Here is a 17,191-nt window from a genome sequence, read left to right as displayed (position 1 = left end):
GGTCAGAAACAACTGTTCAGCAAGGTGAGTGAGCAAGGTCAACAATTGATTTGTGACGAGGAGAAAGAGGAACGATGAATTATTTACAGCAGTTTCAGAAAGGCTATCTGGTCTTGCCACCAGATTTGCTCTTTCATTTTAAGGACTTATTTCCCTCAGCTGATGACTATGTCGTTTGGCAATTCTTCTTTTATCAACATACCAGCAATATCGAAGGGCTAGCGCCTAGCCAGATTGCTCAGGCTTGCGGTAAGACCATTTCTGAAATCAATCGCTCAATTGAACACTTGCAAGAAGCAGGATTGCTGGATTTTAAAACCATCAATCTCTCTGGAGAAATCGAGATGATTTTTGATGCCTCACCTGCCTTGGAAAAGCTAGATGCTCTCTTACAGCCTAAGAAATCAGAAGAGGAAGCGCGGCCAATTTCCTATGATTTGAAGCAATTAGTGGCGGATTTTGAAGCAGAATTGGGCAGGTTGCTCTCTCCGCTTGAGATTGAAGATTTGCAAAAAACGCTGAAGGATGATCAGACAGCGCCGGAGTTGGTGCGAGAAGCCTTGCGGGAAGCTGTATTTAATAACAAAACAAATTGGAAGTATATCCAGGCTATTTTACGAAATTGGCGTCGTGAAGGAATCACGACAGTGGCACAGGTAGAGGCAAAGCGGGCGGAGCGAGAAGGTCAGCAACCTCGAAATGTCAAAGCGTCAACGGATTTCTTGGAAGCTATGGATTATTGGAAAGAGTAGAACATGAATCAGAAAATCTCAAAACGATTGGAAATGGTGGCGCAGTTTGTGCCACAAGATGCTCGTTTGGTAGATGTAGGGAGTGACCATGCTTATCTCCCTCTTTTTTTGGTAGAAAAGGGTGTGATTTCCTATGCCATTGCAGGGGAAGTTGTCCAAGGTCCCTACCAATCAGCCCTGCAAAATGTAGCGGATTCCCGCTATAAGGACCGCATTGAGGTTCGCTTGGCAAATGGCTTAGCAGCCTTTAGTGAGGTTGACCAGATGACAACAATCACGATTGCTGGTATGGGCGGACGATTGATTGCTGACATCCTAGAAGCTGGAAAAGACAGGCTCGGTCAGATTGAACGGCTCATTTTACAGCCCAATAACCGTGAAGATGATGTGCGGACATGGCTAGAAGCACATGATTTTCAGTTAATTGCTGAAAGTATCTTAGAAGAACATGGCAAGTTCTATGAGATTTTAGTTGCAGAGCAAGGCAAGCAATCCTTAACTGTTCAGGAAAAGCGTTTTGGACCGCATCTCTTGAAGGAAACGTCCCCAGTCTTTCAGAAAAAATGGCAGAAGGAAGCAGAGAAATTACAGTTCGCCCTCGCACAGATTCCTGAAGAGCGTGAGCTAGAACGCGCCCGCCTACAAGAAAAGATTCAGCACATCAAGGAGGTACTCGATGTTAGCAAGTAAAGTCATTGAACGGTATCAGGCTTTTTGTCCTCCGAGCCTGTCTATGGAAGGCGATGTATCAGGCCTTCAGATTGGTACCTTGCAGAAGGACATTCAGACCGTTATGGTAGCGCTCGATATTCGGGAAACCACAGTCGCAGAAGCGATTGAAAAAAAGGTGGATTTGATCATTGTCAAGCATGCACCGATTTTTCGTCCCATTAAGGATTTGGTGGCAGATAACTTGCAGACGAAAATCTATCTGGACTTGATTCAGCATGATATTGCAGTCTATGTCAGCCATACGGATATTGATGTGGTGACAGGTGGTCTAAATGATTGGTTTTGTGAAGCCTTGGACATCACAGATACAGACTATCTTCACGAAACGCAGGTAGGTCAAGGCATCGGTCGCATTGGAACTGTGGAGCCGCAGACCTTGGAAGAGTTGGCGCTCAAGGTGAAGAAAGTCTTTGGCTTAGATGCTGTTCGCCTCGTAACTTATGGGCATCAGGCCCAGCAATATGTGGAGCGCGTTGCACTCTGCGGAGGAAGTGGCGACAGTTTCTACAAGGATGCACTGGCAAAAGGGGCAGATGTCTACATTACAGGAGATATTTACTACCATACGGGGCAAGAAATGCTGACCCAGGGCTTACTAGCGATTGATCCGGGACATCACATCGAAGTGTTGTTTGTGGAGAAAATTGCCCAACAATTAAAAGAATGGAAAAAAGAGGAGAACTGGGACATCACGATTGAGGCCTCAACTGTGTCGACCAATCCATTTCGTCATCTATAGACCGAGCAACAGGTGACAGTTCGACTTAAAAATGGTAAAATAAAGCAAATAAGATTGAAAGGTTTTTGCAACTATGAAAGGTATAATTCTTGCAGGAGGTTCTGGGACACGTTTGTACCCATTGACCCGTGCTGCATCCAAACAATTGATGCCCATTTACGATAAACCAATGGTTTATTATCCCTTGTCAACTCTCATGTTGGCAGGTATCAAGGACATCTTAATCATCTCCACACCGACAGACCTACCTCGTTTTGAGGAAATGTTGGGAGATGGCTCTGAACTTGGTATTTCGCTTTCTTATGCAGTTCAACCAAGTCCGGACGGTCTTGCGCAAGCCTTTATTATTGGGGAAGAGTTCATCGGTGATGACCATGTTGCCCTCATCTTAGGGGACAACATTTATCACGGAAATGGCTTGACCAAGATGCTTCAACGCGCCGCAAGCAAGGAAAAGGGAGCGACTGTCTTTGGTTATCAAGTAAAAGACCCAGAACGCTTTGGTGTCGTGGAATTTGATGCAGACATGAATGCTGTCTCAATCGAAGAAAAACCAGAAACACCAAAATCCAATTTTGCGGTGACAGGGCTTTATTTCTACGACAATGATGTCGTTGAGATTGCCAAAAACATCAAACCATCTCCTCGTGGTGAACTAGAAATTACTGATGTTAACAAGGCGTACTTGGAGCGTGGTGACTTGTCTGTCGAGTTGATGGGACGCGGTTTTGCTTGGCTTGATACAGGTACGCATGAGAGCTTGTTAGAAGCAGCCCAGTACATCGAAACCGTGCAACGCTTACAGAACGTTCAAGTGGCAAACCTTGAAGAAATTGCCTACCGCATGGGCTACATTACCAAAGAGCAGGTCTATGAACTCGCTCAACCACTGAAGAAAAATGAATACGGACAATACTTGCTCCGTCTGATTGGAGAGGCTTAATGACTGAACAATTTTTTGATAAAGAGCTAGCTTGTCGCGAAATTGAGGCAATTCCAGGATTATTAGAGTTTGATATTCCTGTCCGCGGTGACAACCGTGGCTGGTTTAAAGAAAATTTTCAAAAGGAAAAAATGGTGCCGTTAGGCTTTCCAGAGAGCTTTTTTGCAGAAGGAAAATTGCAAAACAACGTCAGCTTTTCCCGCAAACATGTCTTGCGTGGGCTTCATGCAGAGCCGTGGGATAAGTATATTTCTGTTGCAGATGGCGGAAAAGTGCTGGGCTCTTGGGTGGATTTGCGCGAGGGCGATACCTTTGGCAATGTCTATCAAACAGAGATTGATGCCAGCAAGGGCATCTTTGTGCCGCGCGGTGTTGCAAATGGGTTCCAAGTCTTGTCAGATACCGTAGCCTATAGCTACTTGGTCAATGACTACTGGGCCTTGGAATTAAAACCCAAATACGCCTTTGTCAACTATGCTGACCCAAGTTTGGGAATCGAATGGGAAAACCTTGAAGCAGCAGAAGTATCGGAAGCAGATAAAAATCACCCAATGCTCAAGGATGTTAAACCATTGAGAAAAGAAGATTTATAAACTATCATCATTATCGGAGAAATCATGTCTGAATTTAAAAATATCATCGTTACAGGTGGAGCTGGCTTTATCGGCTCAAACTTTGTGCATTATGTCTATAACAATCATCCAGATGTCCATGTGACGGTCTTGGATAAGTTAACCTACGCTGGAAACCGTGCGAATCTGACTGAGATTCTTGGGGATCGTGTCGAACTAGTCGTCGGCGATATTGCAGACGCTGAATTGGTGGACAAACTAGCAGCAAAAGCAGATGCTATTGTTCACTATGCGGCTGAAAGCCACAATGATAACTCGCTCAACGATCCAAGTCCCTTTATCCATACCAACTTTATCGGGACCTACACCCTTTTAGAAGCGGCTCGTAAATACGATATTCGCTTCCACCATGTCTCAACAGACGAAGTTTACGGAGATCTTCCGCTTCGTGAAGATTTGCCAGGAAACGGAGAAGGTCCAGGTGAGAAATTCACCGCTGAAACCAAGTACAACCCAAGCTCGCCTTACTCATCAACCAAGGCAGCTTCTGACTTGATTGTCAAGGCCTGGGTGCGTTCATTTGGTGTCAAAGCAACGATTTCCAACTGTTCAAACAACTACGGTCCATACCAACACATTGAAAAATTCATCCCACGTCAGATTACCAATATCTTGAGCGGTATCAAGCCAAAATTGTACGGCGAAGGCAAAAACGTCCGTGACTGGATTCACACCAACGACCATTCATCAGGTGTCTGGACGATTTTGACAAAAGGACAAATCGGTGAAACCTACCTCATCGGTGCTGACGGTGAGAAGAACAACAAGGAAGTCTTGGAATTGATTCTAGAGAAAATGGGTCAACCAGCTGATGCCTATGACCACGTGACAGACCGTGCAGGTCACGATTTACGCTATGCGATTGACGCAAGCAAGCTCCGTGACGAACTCGGTTGGAAACCAGAGTTTACCAACTTTGAAGCAGGTCTTGAAGAAACCATCAAATGGTACACAGACAATGCTGACTGGTGGCAGGCAGAAAAAGAAGCCGTTGAAGCCAACTACGCCAAGACGCAGAAGGTCATTAAATAATCACAAATCTGCCAATCAGTATATTGTGAATTCCTTTCTTTAATAGTGGAACGTGATAAACCAAACATGTGGTTGAGCAAAGGCAGGTAGATATCTACAAGACGGATGCTGATAGTAAAATCGTGTCGCTTCGCTATTTTAATCCATTTAGTGCGGAGACTTAGGATAAGATGTAACTCGAAGTGCAGGTATTTAGAGATGCCTATCTTACTGTTGAAGACGTAATTACCTCCCTATTTTGGCCTTAGTAAGAGACTCTGCTGTTGCCTAGAACTCTAACTTAAAGATATGCAACTTAGGAACTGAAATGGGTGAGGAAGCATAGTTGTAGCAAAATAAACACTCAAATGGTTTTGCTAATTGTAGTTTTTTTATGTTTACATCTGATTTTGCAAAAATTTATCTACTATAGTATAATGAATCTATATTAATTTTAAGGAGTTAGCGTAGTGAAGTCTTCAGATTTACTCATCATCATTCCTGCGTATAATGAGGAAGGATCGATTGAGCAAGTTGTTAGTAATCTTATCACCCATTATCCTGAATATGATTATGTAATTATAAACGATGGATCTAAGGATCGTACATCAGAAATTTGCCACCAAAACGGGTTTAATATCATTGATTTGCCTGTAAACTTAGGTTTAACAGGTGCGTTTCAGACAGGTCTAAAGTATGCGTATGAACATCAGTATCAAAAAGCAGTACAATTTGATGCTGACGGGCAACATTTACCAGAGTATATAGCAGCACTTGACATGAAGATGGATGAAGGGTATGATCTTGTCATTGGTTCTCGATTTGTAAAGGAAAAACGAGAAAATTCCATGAGAATGTTGGGAAATAGTTTGATTAGTGCTGCTATCAAGTTAACGACTGGCAAAACTATCAATGACCCGACTTCAGGAATGCGTATGTTTTCTGAAGGATTAATCAAAGAATTTGCACTAAATGTAAACTATGGCCCAGAACCAGATACAGTATCATATCTTATTCGAAATGGTGCAAGAGTTGCTGAGGAGCAAGTCTATATGCAGGAGCGTCAAGCAGGAGAAAGCTACTTGACGCTCTCGCGCTCTATTCACTATATGACTCATATGTTTGTATCTATCTTATTGATTCAAAAGTTTAGAAAGAGAGGCTAAAAGATGACAATTTGGTTTCAAGTAGTATTGATTGTTGTCTCTGTTTTGACTTGCGCTTTTATTTTGAAAAATATCCGTAAATCTCATGTGCAGATTTCGGATGCTCTTTTTTGGGTGTTTTTCTCGCTAATTTTGCTTGTTTTTAGTATTTTTCCACAGCTAGCAGAAATCTTATCTAGAGCTTTGGGTATTGTTTCAGCAGTGAATTTTATCTTTCTTTTCATGATTTTCTTACTCTTAATCAATCAGTTTCAATTGACTATTCGACTGTCAAAGTTGGATTCAAAATTTAAAGATTTAGTCCAAGTAATGGCACTAAGAGGCAGAACTTATGAAGATGAGGAGTAATCCTACGGATAAGTCCATTTATATTTGGAACTTACTTGGCAATTTAGCAGCGGCAGGGGTATCAGTGTTATATCTTTTGCTTGTCACACGATTAACTTCTGATCAGGTTGCAGACCAATTTAGTTTAGCCATTTCTATTGGAAATTTATGGGTAATTATCGGACTTTTTCAGGTACGTAATTATCAAGGAACGGACATCAGTCAGCATTATTCCTTCACTAGTTATTTTTTTTCACGATTATGGACAATAGGAATAATGCTCGGGACGATTATCCCCTATCTTTATATAATTCATTATGACATGTCTGTTTTTCCATTATCAATTCTATTATTTATTATTTTGTATAGAGCAAGCGATGCCCTATCAGATGTATTTCAAGGCTTATTTCAACAAAATGGTAGATTAGACATTGCAGGAAAGTCCATGTTTTTTCGCTATATTCTGAGTGTATTAATTGTATGGGTTGGGCTGCTACAGACAAAATCTTTACTTGTATCACTAGTGGCACTAGCAGTATTCAACATTCTGTTCATTTTATACTATGATTATCGTTATTCCAAGTGCTTTGTAGAAATTGACTGGCAATGTTTAGGCGATAAAACATACAGGCAACAAAGTCTCCAAATTTTGAAGCAGTGCTTTTCTCTATTTTTTTATGGATTTTTATTGAACCAAATTTTTAACGAGCCTAGATTAGTTATTGCAGATGGCTTGAGGTTAGGAATTTTAGAAGATGGTTTGCAGAGAGATTATAGCATTCTCTTTATGCCTGTTTTTTTTATGAGTTTATGTGTATTAGTGATACGTCCCTTGATTACTCAAATTGCTGTTTTTTGGCAGGAAAGGAATATGGAACAATTTGATAAAATTGTCAAAAAAATATTACTGGTTTTAAGTGGGATTGGTCTTTTAGTTATTGGTTTGACTTTTTTGATTGGTCCAGAGGTAATGACACTTATTTTTGGAGTTGATTTACATTCTTATCGATTTACATTAACGATACTTGTTTTTTCAGGGTTTCTTTATGCATTATCGGTAGTGTTTGAAAATATTCTCATTATCTTTCGTAAACATTCAAGGCTGTTTTTGGTTTATATCCTCATGTTTGTATGTTCTAAATGGCTAACTTTTTCTCAAGTAATGGAGAAGGGACTATTAGGAGCAGCCATGAGTTTTATGATGACAATGATGATTTATGTAATAGGAACGTATGTCATCTTTTACTATTTCAAGAAAAAAGGAGAAAAGAATGGAGATGGCTTGGGATAAACACACTTTTGTGATTTGTGCCTATGGAGATAGTCCTTATCTGGAAGAGTGTATACAATCACTCATCCATCAATCACTACAGACAAACATCATCTTATATACCTCCACACCTAGTTCAAATATAGAAAAACTATGTAGACAGTATCAAATCTCTTGTTATACTGGCCAAGGAGGAGGGATTGGAAAAGATTGGAATTCTGCCCTTTCTTTTGTAAAGACAGATTATGCCACAATTGCCCATCAAGATGATTATTATCACAAGGATTATGCAAAATATATTTTTGAAAGTAGCCAGAAATATAAAGATTCCTTACTTCTATATTCCGATTATTTTGAAGAAAAAGCCGATAAAAAGATTGCGAGAACTCTGAATCTAAAGATTAAAAATCTGATGCTAAAGACTCTATCTATTTTTCCGAGTAGTCCTTTTTGGCGAAAAAGAGTTCTTGCCTTTGGAAATGCAATCTGCTGTCCTGCGGTTACTTATCATTTAACCAAGCTAAAAGATTTTCGGTTTGATGAAACATTAAAAGGTAATCTTGACTGGGTAGCTTGGTATAAGATTGCAGATTACAAAGGATACTTTACGTTTGTAGATAAAGAACTCATGTGTCATAGGATACATGAAGGTTCAGAAACATCTAAAACAATTGAAGATAACACCAGAACGACAGAAGATTTTGAAACCTTATGTTTATTTTGGCCAACATGGTTCGCAAAGTTTCTTATGAAATTTTATATCAAGAGCCAGAAAACAAATTATCAGTAATAATTATTTACAAAAAGTAGAACACGGTTTCCCGTTCAACAATTGTCCCCTATTACAATGAGTAAAAAACATTCCTTGTTTTTTTGAAGCAGTAGAGAAAGCCACTATCCACTCGGTAAAATGCTAGGCCTTGCCATTGATGGTATTACAAGCCTAAGTGTCAAACCCTTGCGTTTTCTCACTGGTTTAGGGGTGCTCACCTCTCTTGTTTCCTTCTTCTTTATTCTATGGACTATTTTTCGGTACTTTTTTGGCTTTACTGTATCAGGCTGGGCTAGTACCGTCATCATTGTAGCCTTTATTGGTGGCATTCAGCTTATCTCTACCGGTATTATTGGGGAGTACATTGGAAAAATTTACCTAGAAACCAAAAAACGCCCTCGTTATATCATTGATAAACGAACAGATGATTCACACTAGACTGTAACTTACCTTGCTCTTTAGTTACTATTAAATTATCTAACATCAAATAAGGCACTTCTCTATTTTTTTGGTATAATAAAACAAGAAATGCAGAAAAGGAGTCAATCATGATTTTAATTACAGGTAGTAATGGTCAATTAGGAACAGAGCTACGTCATCTTTTGGATGAACGTGGTGTTGAATATGTCGCCGCAGATGTGGCAGAAATGGATATTACCAACGCGGAAAAAGTAGCGGCATTCTTTGAAGAAGTAAAACCGAGCATCGTCTATCACTGCGCAGCTTACACAGCGGTGGATATGGCGGAAGATGAAGGAAAAGAATTGAACTATGCCATTAACGTGACAGGCTCTGAAAATATTGCCAAAGCTGCCGAGCAGTACGGAGCAACCTTGGTTTATATTTCAACGGACTATGTGTTTAATGGAGAGTTGCCAGTTGGTCAAGAATGGCAGGTAGATGATCAGCCAGATCCGCAATCCGAATACGGTTGCACCAAGCGCTTGGGTGAAGAAGCAGTGGAAAAATACGCCAGCAAGTTCTATACGGTACGCACCGCTTGGGTATTTGGAAATTACGGGAAAAACTTTGTCTTTACCATGCAAAATCTGGCACAAACTCGCGATACCTTGACCGTTGTCAATGACCAGCATGGCCGCCCAACTTGGACGCGTACTCTGGCAGAATTTATGGTTCACTTGGTCGACACCAAGCAAGCATTTGGTTACTACCATTTGTCAAATGATGCGAAAGAAGATACGACTTGGTTTGACTTTGCGACAGAGATTTTGAAAGATACCGATACCAAGGTATTGCCAGTTGATTCAAGTCAATTCCCAGCTAAGGCCAAGCGCCCATTTAACTCAACCATGAGTTTGGAAAAAGCCAAAGCAACAGGTTTTACCATTCCGACTTGGCAAGAGGCCTTGGAAGCATTTTATCAGCAAGAAAAGAAATAGTGAAAGCGAGTTCTTCTCGCTTTTTCTATGTTTTTCATCTGTAATTATGGTATAATTATCTGATTACACTTTTTTAGAGTTTAGGATATTATGAGACACGTTTTTATTATTGGCAGTCGTGGATTGCCAGCCAAGTACGGCGGCTTTGAGACGTTTGTGGAGCAGTTGGTCAGCCGTCAAATCAGCACGAATATCCAGTATCATGTGGCCTGTTTGTCAGACCAATCTCATCATGAGCACAGCGATTACAAGGGGGTAGACTGTTTTACCATCAATCCTCCCAAATTGGGACCAGCGCGCGTGATTGCTTATGATATGATGGCGATTAGCTACGCCCTTTCCCTGATAAAAAAAGAGCAGCTAGAAGAGCCGATTTTCTATATTTTGGGAAATACCATCGGTGCCTTTATTGCGCCCTTTGCTAAGAGAATTCATGCAGTAGGTGGTCAACTGTTTGTCAATCCAGACGGTCTTGAGTGGAAGCGCAGCAAGTGGGCACGACCTGTACAAAGCTATCTTAAGTATTCTGAGAAGCTGATGAGCCGCCATGCGGATTTGGTGGTAACAGACAACGAGGGGATTGAGGACTATATCCGTCAAGTCTACCCGTGGTCCAAGACGACCTATATTGCTTACGGGACAGATTTAGCGCCAACCAGCTTGACCAAGGACAGCCCTGACGTACGTGCCTTTTTTGACCGTTTTCAGTTGGTGGAAAAAGACTATTACCTAGTCGTTGGGCGCTTTGTTCCAGAAAACAACTATGCGACCATTATTCGGGAATTTATGGCGTCTCACACTTCGAGAAAATTGGTCATTATCTGTAACCATGAGGGGGCGGCTTATTTTGAAACCTTGAAAGCTGATACCAGATTTGATACAGATGAGCGAATCTTGTTTGTAGGAACCGTCTATCAGCAAGAATTGCTGAAATACATTCGCCAAGAAGCACGGGCCTATCTCCACGGACACGAGGTCGGAGGGACCAATCCAGGCTTACTGGAGGCGCTTGCTCAAACCAATGAAAACTTGATTTTGGGTGTTGATTTCAACCAAAAAGTAGCGGCGGATACCGCCCATTATTGGACCAAGCAAGAGGGGAATTTAGCGAATTTGCTAGATGATATCGACCGTCAAGAGGAAAATCAAGCTCTGGGTCAAGCAGCAAAAAAACGCATGGAAACTCACTATACATGGGCGAAAATTGTCGGCCAGTATGAGGACTTATTTTTACGATGAAAGTACATATCTTACTATCCACCTACAATGGTGAACGATTTTTAGCTGAACAAATTGATAGCATCCGAAAGCAGACCTTTCAGGACTGGACCCTGTTGATTCGCGATGACGGATCAAGCGACGGGACACGGCAGATTATCAGGGACTATTGTCTAAAAGACGAGCGGATTTTCTTCATCAATCCAGATGATAGGATAAATCTCGGTGTGATTGGGAGTTTTCATACCCTCTTGCAGCATGAAGCGGCAGATTATTATTTCTTTAGCGATCAAGACGATGTCTGGCTTGAGCAGAAGTTAGAGTTGCAACTAGCTGCCGCAAAGGCTTATCCAGCAGATAAGCCCTTGTTGGTTTATACTGATTTGAAAGTGGTAGGGCAGGATTTGAGTATCATGCATGAGAGCATGATTCAAACCCAGTCCGACCATGCCAACACCCAATTGGTGCAGGAATTGACGGAAAATACAGTCACTGGTGGCGTAGCCATGATCAATCACAGCTTAGCGGAGCTTTGGACTGGTCGAGAAGAATATGACTTGCTCATGCACGATTGGTACTTGGCACTTGTAGCTTCTGCTCTTGGTAATCTCGTCTACATCGATGAGCCAACAGAACTCTATCGTCAGCATGAAGCCAACGTCTTGGGGGCACGAACGCTTAAAAAACGGATGCGCAACTGGATTCGTCCACAAGTGCTATTTGCCAAATATTGGAAGCTGATCAAAGATAGCCAAAGGCAGGCGAAAAATCTCTTAGCCCTGCCCTTAACAGCTACAGACAGAGCACTAGTAGAGAACTTTGTCACCATCATGGAAGTGCCATTTGCAGAGCGTCTCAAGCGCCTGCGCACCTATGGCTATCGGAAAAACAAGGGTTTCCATACCCTAGTCTTTACCAGCCTCATTCTGACAAAATTTGCCTATAAGGAGTAAACATGGATTTATTTGATAAAAAAAATGTTATTTTATTAAAAGAAATGGTAAAAACGGACTTTAAGCTTCGTTATCAAGGGAGTGTGATTGGTCATTTATGGTCTATCTTGAAGCCTCTTTTATTATTTACTATTATGTATTTGGTATTTGTGCGCTTTTTGCGTTTTGATGATGGAACTCCCCACTATGCAGTGAGTTTGTTGCTCGGTATGGTAACTTGGAACTTCTTTACGGAAGCGACCAATATGGGGATGTTATCTATAGCATCTCGTGGAGATTTATTGAGGAAAATCAATTTTCCGAAGGAAATTATTGTCTTTTCTTCCATTATCAATGCCTCGATTAACTATTTTATCAATTTGTTGGTTGTATTTATTTTTTCAATCATCAATGGTGTAGCACCAAGCTTACAGGTATTGGTGATTATCCCTTTATTTCTTGAATTATTACTGTTTGCCACAGGGATTGCCTTTATTTTATCAACATTTTTTGTCAAATACCGTGATATTGGCCCTATTTGGGAAGTTATCTTACAAGCTGGAATGTACTCAACACCGATTATTTATTCTATAACTTATATTATTCAAAGGGGGCATATGACTGTTGCAAAAATCATGATGATGAATCCTTTAGCTCAAATTATTCAAGAATTGAGACATTTTATTGTCTATTCTGGAGCAACGATTTCAAGCGATATCTTTGAGAATAAATTATTACTAACTATCCCCTACATACTATCTATTTTAGTCTTTGTATTTGGATATATATTGTTTAAACAAAAATCTAAGAAATTTGCGGAGATTCTATAATGACAGAGAAACAAATTGCTTTAAAAGTAGAACATGTGAACAAGTCTTTTCGCTTACCAACAGAATCTACTCAAAGTCTGCGAACTAGTCTAGTGAATTACTTTAGAGGAATTAAAGGATATAAGGAACAACATGTATTAGAAGATATTTCTTTCGAAGTTGAAAAAGGAGACTTTTTTGGGATTATTGGGCGCAACGGTTCAGGGAAATCGACCCTTTTAAAAGTGATTTCTCAAATCTATGCACCAGAGTCTGGAAAAGTTACTGTAAATGGTACTTTAGTTCCCTTCATTGAGCTTGGGGTAGGATTTAATCCAGAATTGACAGGTCGTGAAAATATTTATTTAAACGGTGCTTTGCTAGGCTTCTCTAGGGAAGAGATTACAGGTATGTATGATGACATTGTAGAATTTGCAGAACTAGAAGAATTCATGGATCAAAAGTTGAAAAATTATTCTAGCGGGATGCAGGTACGTTTGGCTTTCTCCATTGCCATTAAAGCTCAAGGAGATATTCTTATTTTAGATGAAGTATTAGCAGTTGGAGATGAAGCTTTCCAGAGGAAATGTTTTGATTACTTCCGGCAACTCAAAGAAGAAAAGAAGACAGTCATACTTGTTACTCATTCGATGGACTCTGCTAAGAAATTTTGTAATAAGGCAATCATGTTAGAAGATGGGAAAGTTGTCTTAAACAGTTCGCCAGACGAGGTTGCTAATTATTACACGATGAAAAATTTAGAGAGTCGTAATCAGGATGAGCAACAGGATAATGATATTGATAAGCCTTGGATTAAAATAGATTTACTCTCTAAGACTGTCTTATCTAGTCAGGATATATTGAAAGCCAGAATTTCTTACTATACACCGGAAGATGTTCCTGTTAGTTTTGGAATTTCTTTGATTGACGAAAACACAGATAAAACTTCTTCTGTTATTAATGATGGTATTTACGATGAGGATAAAAAGTGGGAAATCACCTCTAAGAAAAAGGGGATTCACTCTTTTGATTATGAGCTGCCACTATCTGATTTTAATAATCGAAATTTTGAATTGACAGCTTCTTTGTTCCAATTTGATGAACAGTATAAGGAGTTCATTCCTTATGCATTTATAGAAAAAGAAGACATTGTCCACTTTGCTATTCGTGGTGAAAAACATGATAATGGATTGTTAAAATTGAAGGGAAACTGGGAGAGATAAGGAAATGGATCCTATTCAGAAAAAAATGTTTCAAGTATATGAGGAAGTGAAACGAATTTGTGATGAGAATAATTTACGCTATTTTGCAGCAGGTGGAACTAAAATTGGAGCTGTATTATGGCAAGGGATTATTCCATGGGATGATGATATAGACCTTGTTATGCCAATCAATGATTTAGAAAAATTGGTGGATATCATTCAGAATTCAGAGTGTCAAGATATTGCAGTTTTTGATGGTCTAACAGCGTTACATTCTGATATTTTAGGAATCAAAGTCTATGATACTCATTCTATGTTTACCTCTAATAATTTGCTGAATAGACCAGATTCATTTACAGGTATTTTTGTTGATATATTTCCGTTAATAGGTGCGCCGAATGGAGATATTTATCCATTTATTGAAGATATATACGAAGTCGGAGATGAGTTATATCGTCAGCGATTATTTGGGACAGATGAGTTAATGATTTCTCAATATATAGAAAGAATGCAAGATATACTTCATCGCTATTCTTTTGACGAAGCTGAGACGATTTTAAATGCTGCTAATCCAGTTGGAGAGCATTATCCGAAAGATGAATTTTTAGATTATCAATATTTTCCTTTTGAAACAAGTCAAATCCCAGTCTCAAAACAGTATGATAGTCATTTGAAACAACAATACGGTTTCTATACGAAAGATTGGCCTGAGGAGAAAAGGCAGCATTTACATCAAGAATTTGCCTTGGTAGATACTGAAAAAACTGTTGATTTTTATCGATATACTATTGAAACAAGTCCTATCCGAAATTATATGGAAAAACTATGGACTATTAAATCAGAACTCGAAAAATCAGTCTTTGATATTGACGATAGTAGAAAACTAACGGAAGAAAAATATAGACGGTTGGAAAAAGAAAAGGAAAAGTTAGAGGCTGAAATGGAAGTTATGGTAGAGACGTTGAAAGAATTGGAGTCTCGTCATCTATCTCTATTAAATTCCAAAAGTTGGAAAATAACACGACCATTGAGAGCTATTACAAATTTTATTCAATCTAAACGAAAGTAAAGAACTAATATGATAGATAAATTAATAAACTCTTATAGAAACGAAGGTGCTAGAGCTACCTTAAGGAAAATATGTCATAAGTTAAAACATACTAGGCAGGCTTCAGGAGCTACGCCATCAAAAATTGACATGTCAAGTATTCCTATCATGCCTCAACTTGAGGATTTGATGAAGGCAGATTATATTCATCATCCTTATATGAGGCCTGAAAAATTAGACAAAAAATTATTGAATATAGCCTGGGTAACACCTCCTGTTGGGCCTGGAGGAGGTGGTCATACAACAATTTCTCGATTTGTAAGGTATTTGCAATCTCAGGGACATCGATTGACCTTCTATATTTACCGGAATAATACTATTCCTCAATCAGCTAAAGAGGCTCAGGATATTTTTGAACGTTCTTACAACCTAAATGTTCCTGTGAAAGAACTAGAAGATTTTCAAGATGAGGATGTTGTTTTTGCGACCAGCTGGGAGACAGCCTATGCTGTCTTTAATTTGACTGGGAACCATTTGCATAAATTCTATTTTGTTCAAGACTTTGAACCAATATTTTATGGGGTAGGCTCTCGTTATAAATTAGCAGAAGCCACCTATAAATTTGGATTTTATGGGATTACAGCAGGAGCTTGGCTTCCTGATAAACTCAAAGAATATGGTATGGAAGCAGATTATTTTGATTTTGGGGCAGATATTGATGTCTATAGGCCGAGAACTCCGATTTTGAAAAAGAAAAAAATTTCCTTCTATGCCCGTGCTCATACAGAACGACGGGGATTTGAATTAGGTGTCATGGCTTTAAAAATCTTCAAAGAGAAACATCCCGAATATGAGATTGAGTTTTTCGGACAAGATATGTCAAACTACGACATTCCTTTTGAGTTTACAGATAGAGGCATTTTAAACAAACAAGAATTGGCTGATATTTACCACGAAAGTGTAGCTTGCTTGGTTCTTTCTTTAACGAATGTTTCTCTTCTCCCACTTGAACTTTTAGTAGCTGGATGTGTGCCAGTTATGAATACAGGAGATAATAATACTAAGGTATTAGGTGAAAATGAAGATATTGTCTATGCGGAGGCTTATCCTGTTGACTTGGCTGCTAAGTTGTGTGAGGTTGTGGAAAGACAAGACATCAATGAACATGCAGAAAAGATGAATCAAAAATACAAAGGAACTTCTTGGGAAGCAAGCTATAAAAAAGTAGAAGAGATTATTTTACGCGAGGTAACTCATGGCTAAGGCGAATAAAGCGACGGTATTTATCCCTGTTTACAACGGAGAGCATGATCATTTAGAAGAGACCTTAGAGGCACTTTATCGACAAAAGACCGATTTTGCTTGGGATGTGTTCATAACAGACTCAGGTTCTAAGGATAATTCCGTAGAAATCATTGAACGTTTTGCCGAGAAATATGGCAATATTCGATTGAAAAAAATTGCCAAAGAAGAGTATTCCCACGGAGGAACGCGTCAGATGGCTGCTGAGATTTCTTCAGGTGAAATCATGGTCTATCTAAGTCAAGATGCAGTCCCTTATAATGAAAATTGGTTAACAGAAATGGTTGCTCCATTTACTTTAAATCCTAATATAGTAGGAGTAGTGGCGCGCCAGAAACCTCGTTTAACTTGTTTTCCAGCTATGAAATATGATATTGAAGCAGTATTTCGTGAGCAGGGAGTTGAAGATGCTCTGACACTCTGGACACGCTCTGATGAAGCCTTAAAAGGAACCTACACCAAAGAGTCCTTTTATAGTGATGTATGCTCGGCAGCTCCTCGTGATTTTTTGGTCAGTAAAATTGGTTACAGGCAGGTAGCCTATTCCGAAGATTATGAGTATGGGAAAGATATTTTAGACGCTGGCTATATCAAGGTTTACAATGCAAAAGCGATTGTAGAACATTCCAATGATGTTCTACTAAACCAATATAAGAAACGAATTTTTGATGAGATGTATCATATCCGCATAAATAGCGGAACCACTACCTCTATATCAATTGCAACGCTAGTTTTAAACACTCTCAAAGGAAGTTGGAAAGATTCCTGGAAAATTTGTAGAGATCGAGATTTTTCATGGAAACGAAAACTATATTGGTTGTTTGTGAATCCCTTATTTCATTTGGAAAAATGGAGAGGAGTGCGTTTAGCGAATAAAGTGGATGTGACTGCTGATATTCGTCAATATTCATTAGAAAGGAATCAGGAGAGATAAAG

18 protein-coding genes and 1 pseudogene are annotated in these 17,191 nt (G+C 39.5%); all 19 read left to right on the top strand.

The features are described from left to right. The first annotated feature begins 74 nt into the window (after positions 1 to 74). The 19 genes and pseudogenes from BU202_RS00385 (at position 75) to BU202_RS00295 (ending at position 17,189) form a co-directional block, all read left to right on the top strand. The gene (locus BU202_RS00385; RefSeq protein WP_075103829.1) at positions 75 to 752 is read left to right on the top strand and encodes a DnaD domain-containing protein; all 678 of its coding nucleotides are present in this window, start codon (positions 75 to 77) and stop codon (positions 750 to 752) included. Between the two features lie 3 nt (positions 753 to 755). Next, positions 756 to 1,442 carry a tRNA (adenine(22)-N(1))-methyltransferase gene (locus BU202_RS00380; RefSeq protein ID WP_075103828.1) on the top strand — a complete coding sequence of 229 codons (687 nt, stop codon included), beginning with the start codon at positions 756 to 758 and terminating at the stop codon, positions 1,440 to 1,442. After that, on the top strand, positions 1,429 to 2,223 hold the full coding sequence (locus BU202_RS00375; protein WP_075103827.1) for a Nif3-like dinuclear metal center hexameric protein: 795 nt from the start codon (positions 1,429 to 1,431) through the stop codon (positions 2,221 to 2,223). Before BU202_RS00380 ends, BU202_RS00375 begins: the two co-directional genes overlap by 14 nt. A gap of 73 nt (positions 2,224 to 2,296) precedes the next feature. After that, on the top strand, positions 2,297 to 3,166 hold the full coding sequence (gene rfbA / locus BU202_RS00370) for a glucose-1-phosphate thymidylyltransferase RfbA (protein WP_075103826.1): 870 nt from the start codon (positions 2,297 to 2,299) through the stop codon (positions 3,164 to 3,166). Then, positions 3,166 to 3,759, top strand: coding sequence for a dTDP-4-dehydrorhamnose 3,5-epimerase family protein (locus tag BU202_RS00365; protein WP_075103825.1), 594 nt, complete (start codon positions 3,166 to 3,168; stop codon positions 3,757 to 3,759). The genes rfbA and BU202_RS00365 overlap by 1 nt, the downstream gene beginning before the upstream one ends. Positions 3,760 to 3,783: 24 nt before the next feature. Further along, positions 3,784 to 4,830 (top strand): dTDP-glucose 4,6-dehydratase, encoded by a 1,047-nt coding sequence (gene rfbB, locus BU202_RS00360; RefSeq protein ID WP_075103824.1) that lies wholly within the window; start codon positions 3,784 to 3,786, stop codon positions 4,828 to 4,830. A 449-nt stretch (positions 4,831 to 5,279) separates the two neighbouring features. Further along, positions 5,280 to 5,975 carry a glycosyltransferase family 2 protein gene (locus BU202_RS00355; RefSeq protein WP_075103823.1) on the top strand — a complete coding sequence of 232 codons (696 nt, stop codon included), beginning with the start codon at positions 5,280 to 5,282 and terminating at the stop codon, positions 5,973 to 5,975. 3 nt (positions 5,976 to 5,978) lie between these two features. Continuing rightward, on the top strand, positions 5,979 to 6,323 hold the full coding sequence (locus BU202_RS00350) for a DUF2304 domain-containing protein (protein WP_075103822.1): 345 nt from the start codon (positions 5,979 to 5,981) through the stop codon (positions 6,321 to 6,323). Further along, the gene (locus BU202_RS00345; protein ID WP_208604240.1) at positions 6,307 to 7,593 is read left to right on the top strand and encodes a lipopolysaccharide biosynthesis protein; all 1,287 of its coding nucleotides are present in this window, start codon (positions 6,307 to 6,309) and stop codon (positions 7,591 to 7,593) included. The genes BU202_RS00350 and BU202_RS00345 overlap by 17 nt, the downstream gene beginning before the upstream one ends. Next, positions 7,574 to 8,362 (top strand): glycosyltransferase family A protein, encoded by a 789-nt coding sequence (locus BU202_RS00340; RefSeq protein ID WP_244148989.1) that lies wholly within the window; start codon positions 7,574 to 7,576, stop codon positions 8,360 to 8,362. The genes BU202_RS00345 and BU202_RS00340 overlap by 20 nt, the downstream gene beginning before the upstream one ends. A gap of 96 nt (positions 8,363 to 8,458) precedes the next feature. Continuing rightward, a pseudogene (locus BU202_RS00335) lies at positions 8,459 to 8,782 on the top strand (glycosyltransferase family 2 protein); the annotation flags it as partial. A 110-nt stretch (positions 8,783 to 8,892) separates the two neighbouring features. Continuing rightward, positions 8,893 to 9,744 (top strand): dTDP-4-dehydrorhamnose reductase, encoded by an 852-nt coding sequence (rfbD, locus tag BU202_RS00330; RefSeq protein ID WP_075103820.1) that lies wholly within the window; start codon positions 8,893 to 8,895, stop codon positions 9,742 to 9,744. A gap of 90 nt (positions 9,745 to 9,834) precedes the next feature. Continuing rightward, positions 9,835 to 10,983 (top strand): beta 1-4 rhamnosyltransferase Cps2T, encoded by a 1,149-nt coding sequence (gene cps2T, locus BU202_RS00325; RefSeq protein WP_075103819.1) that lies wholly within the window; start codon positions 9,835 to 9,837, stop codon positions 10,981 to 10,983. Then, positions 10,980 to 11,915 (top strand): glycosyltransferase family 2 protein, encoded by a 936-nt coding sequence (locus BU202_RS00320; RefSeq protein ID WP_075103818.1) that lies wholly within the window; start codon positions 10,980 to 10,982, stop codon positions 11,913 to 11,915. Before cps2T ends, BU202_RS00320 begins: the two co-directional genes overlap by 4 nt. A 2-nt stretch (positions 11,916 to 11,917) precedes the next feature. After that, positions 11,918 to 12,724, top strand: a complete 807-nt coding sequence (locus BU202_RS00315) for an ABC transporter permease (RefSeq protein ID WP_075103817.1) — start codon at positions 11,918 to 11,920, stop codon at positions 12,722 to 12,724. Next, positions 12,724 to 13,926 carry an ABC transporter ATP-binding protein gene (locus BU202_RS00310; RefSeq protein ID WP_083605715.1) on the top strand — a complete coding sequence of 401 codons (1,203 nt, stop codon included), beginning with the start codon at positions 12,724 to 12,726 and terminating at the stop codon, positions 13,924 to 13,926. Before BU202_RS00315 ends, BU202_RS00310 begins: the two co-directional genes overlap by 1 nt. Before the next feature lie 4 nt (positions 13,927 to 13,930). Further along, a complete protein-coding gene (locus tag BU202_RS00305) occupies positions 13,931 to 14,974 on the top strand; it encodes a LicD family protein (protein ID WP_075103816.1) in 1,044 nt (347 codons plus the stop codon). Between the two features lie 9 nt (positions 14,975 to 14,983). Further along, on the top strand, positions 14,984 to 16,216 hold the full coding sequence (locus tag BU202_RS00300; protein WP_075103815.1) for a rhamnosyltransferase WsaF family glycosyltransferase: 1,233 nt from the start codon (positions 14,984 to 14,986) through the stop codon (positions 16,214 to 16,216). Beyond that, positions 16,209 to 17,189, top strand: a complete 981-nt coding sequence (locus tag BU202_RS00295; protein WP_075103814.1) for a glycosyltransferase family 2 protein — start codon at positions 16,209 to 16,211, stop codon at positions 17,187 to 17,189. Before BU202_RS00300 ends, BU202_RS00295 begins: the two co-directional genes overlap by 8 nt. The last annotated feature ends 2 nt before the right edge of the window (positions 17,190 to 17,191 follow it).

This window comes from Streptococcus cuniculi (genome assembly GCF_001921845.1).
Lineage (GTDB): Bacteria > Bacillota > Bacilli > Lactobacillales > Streptococcaceae > Streptococcus > Streptococcus cuniculi.
Note: the sequence above shows the minus strand (reverse complement) of the source record. Positions and strands in the feature narration are given on the sequence as shown.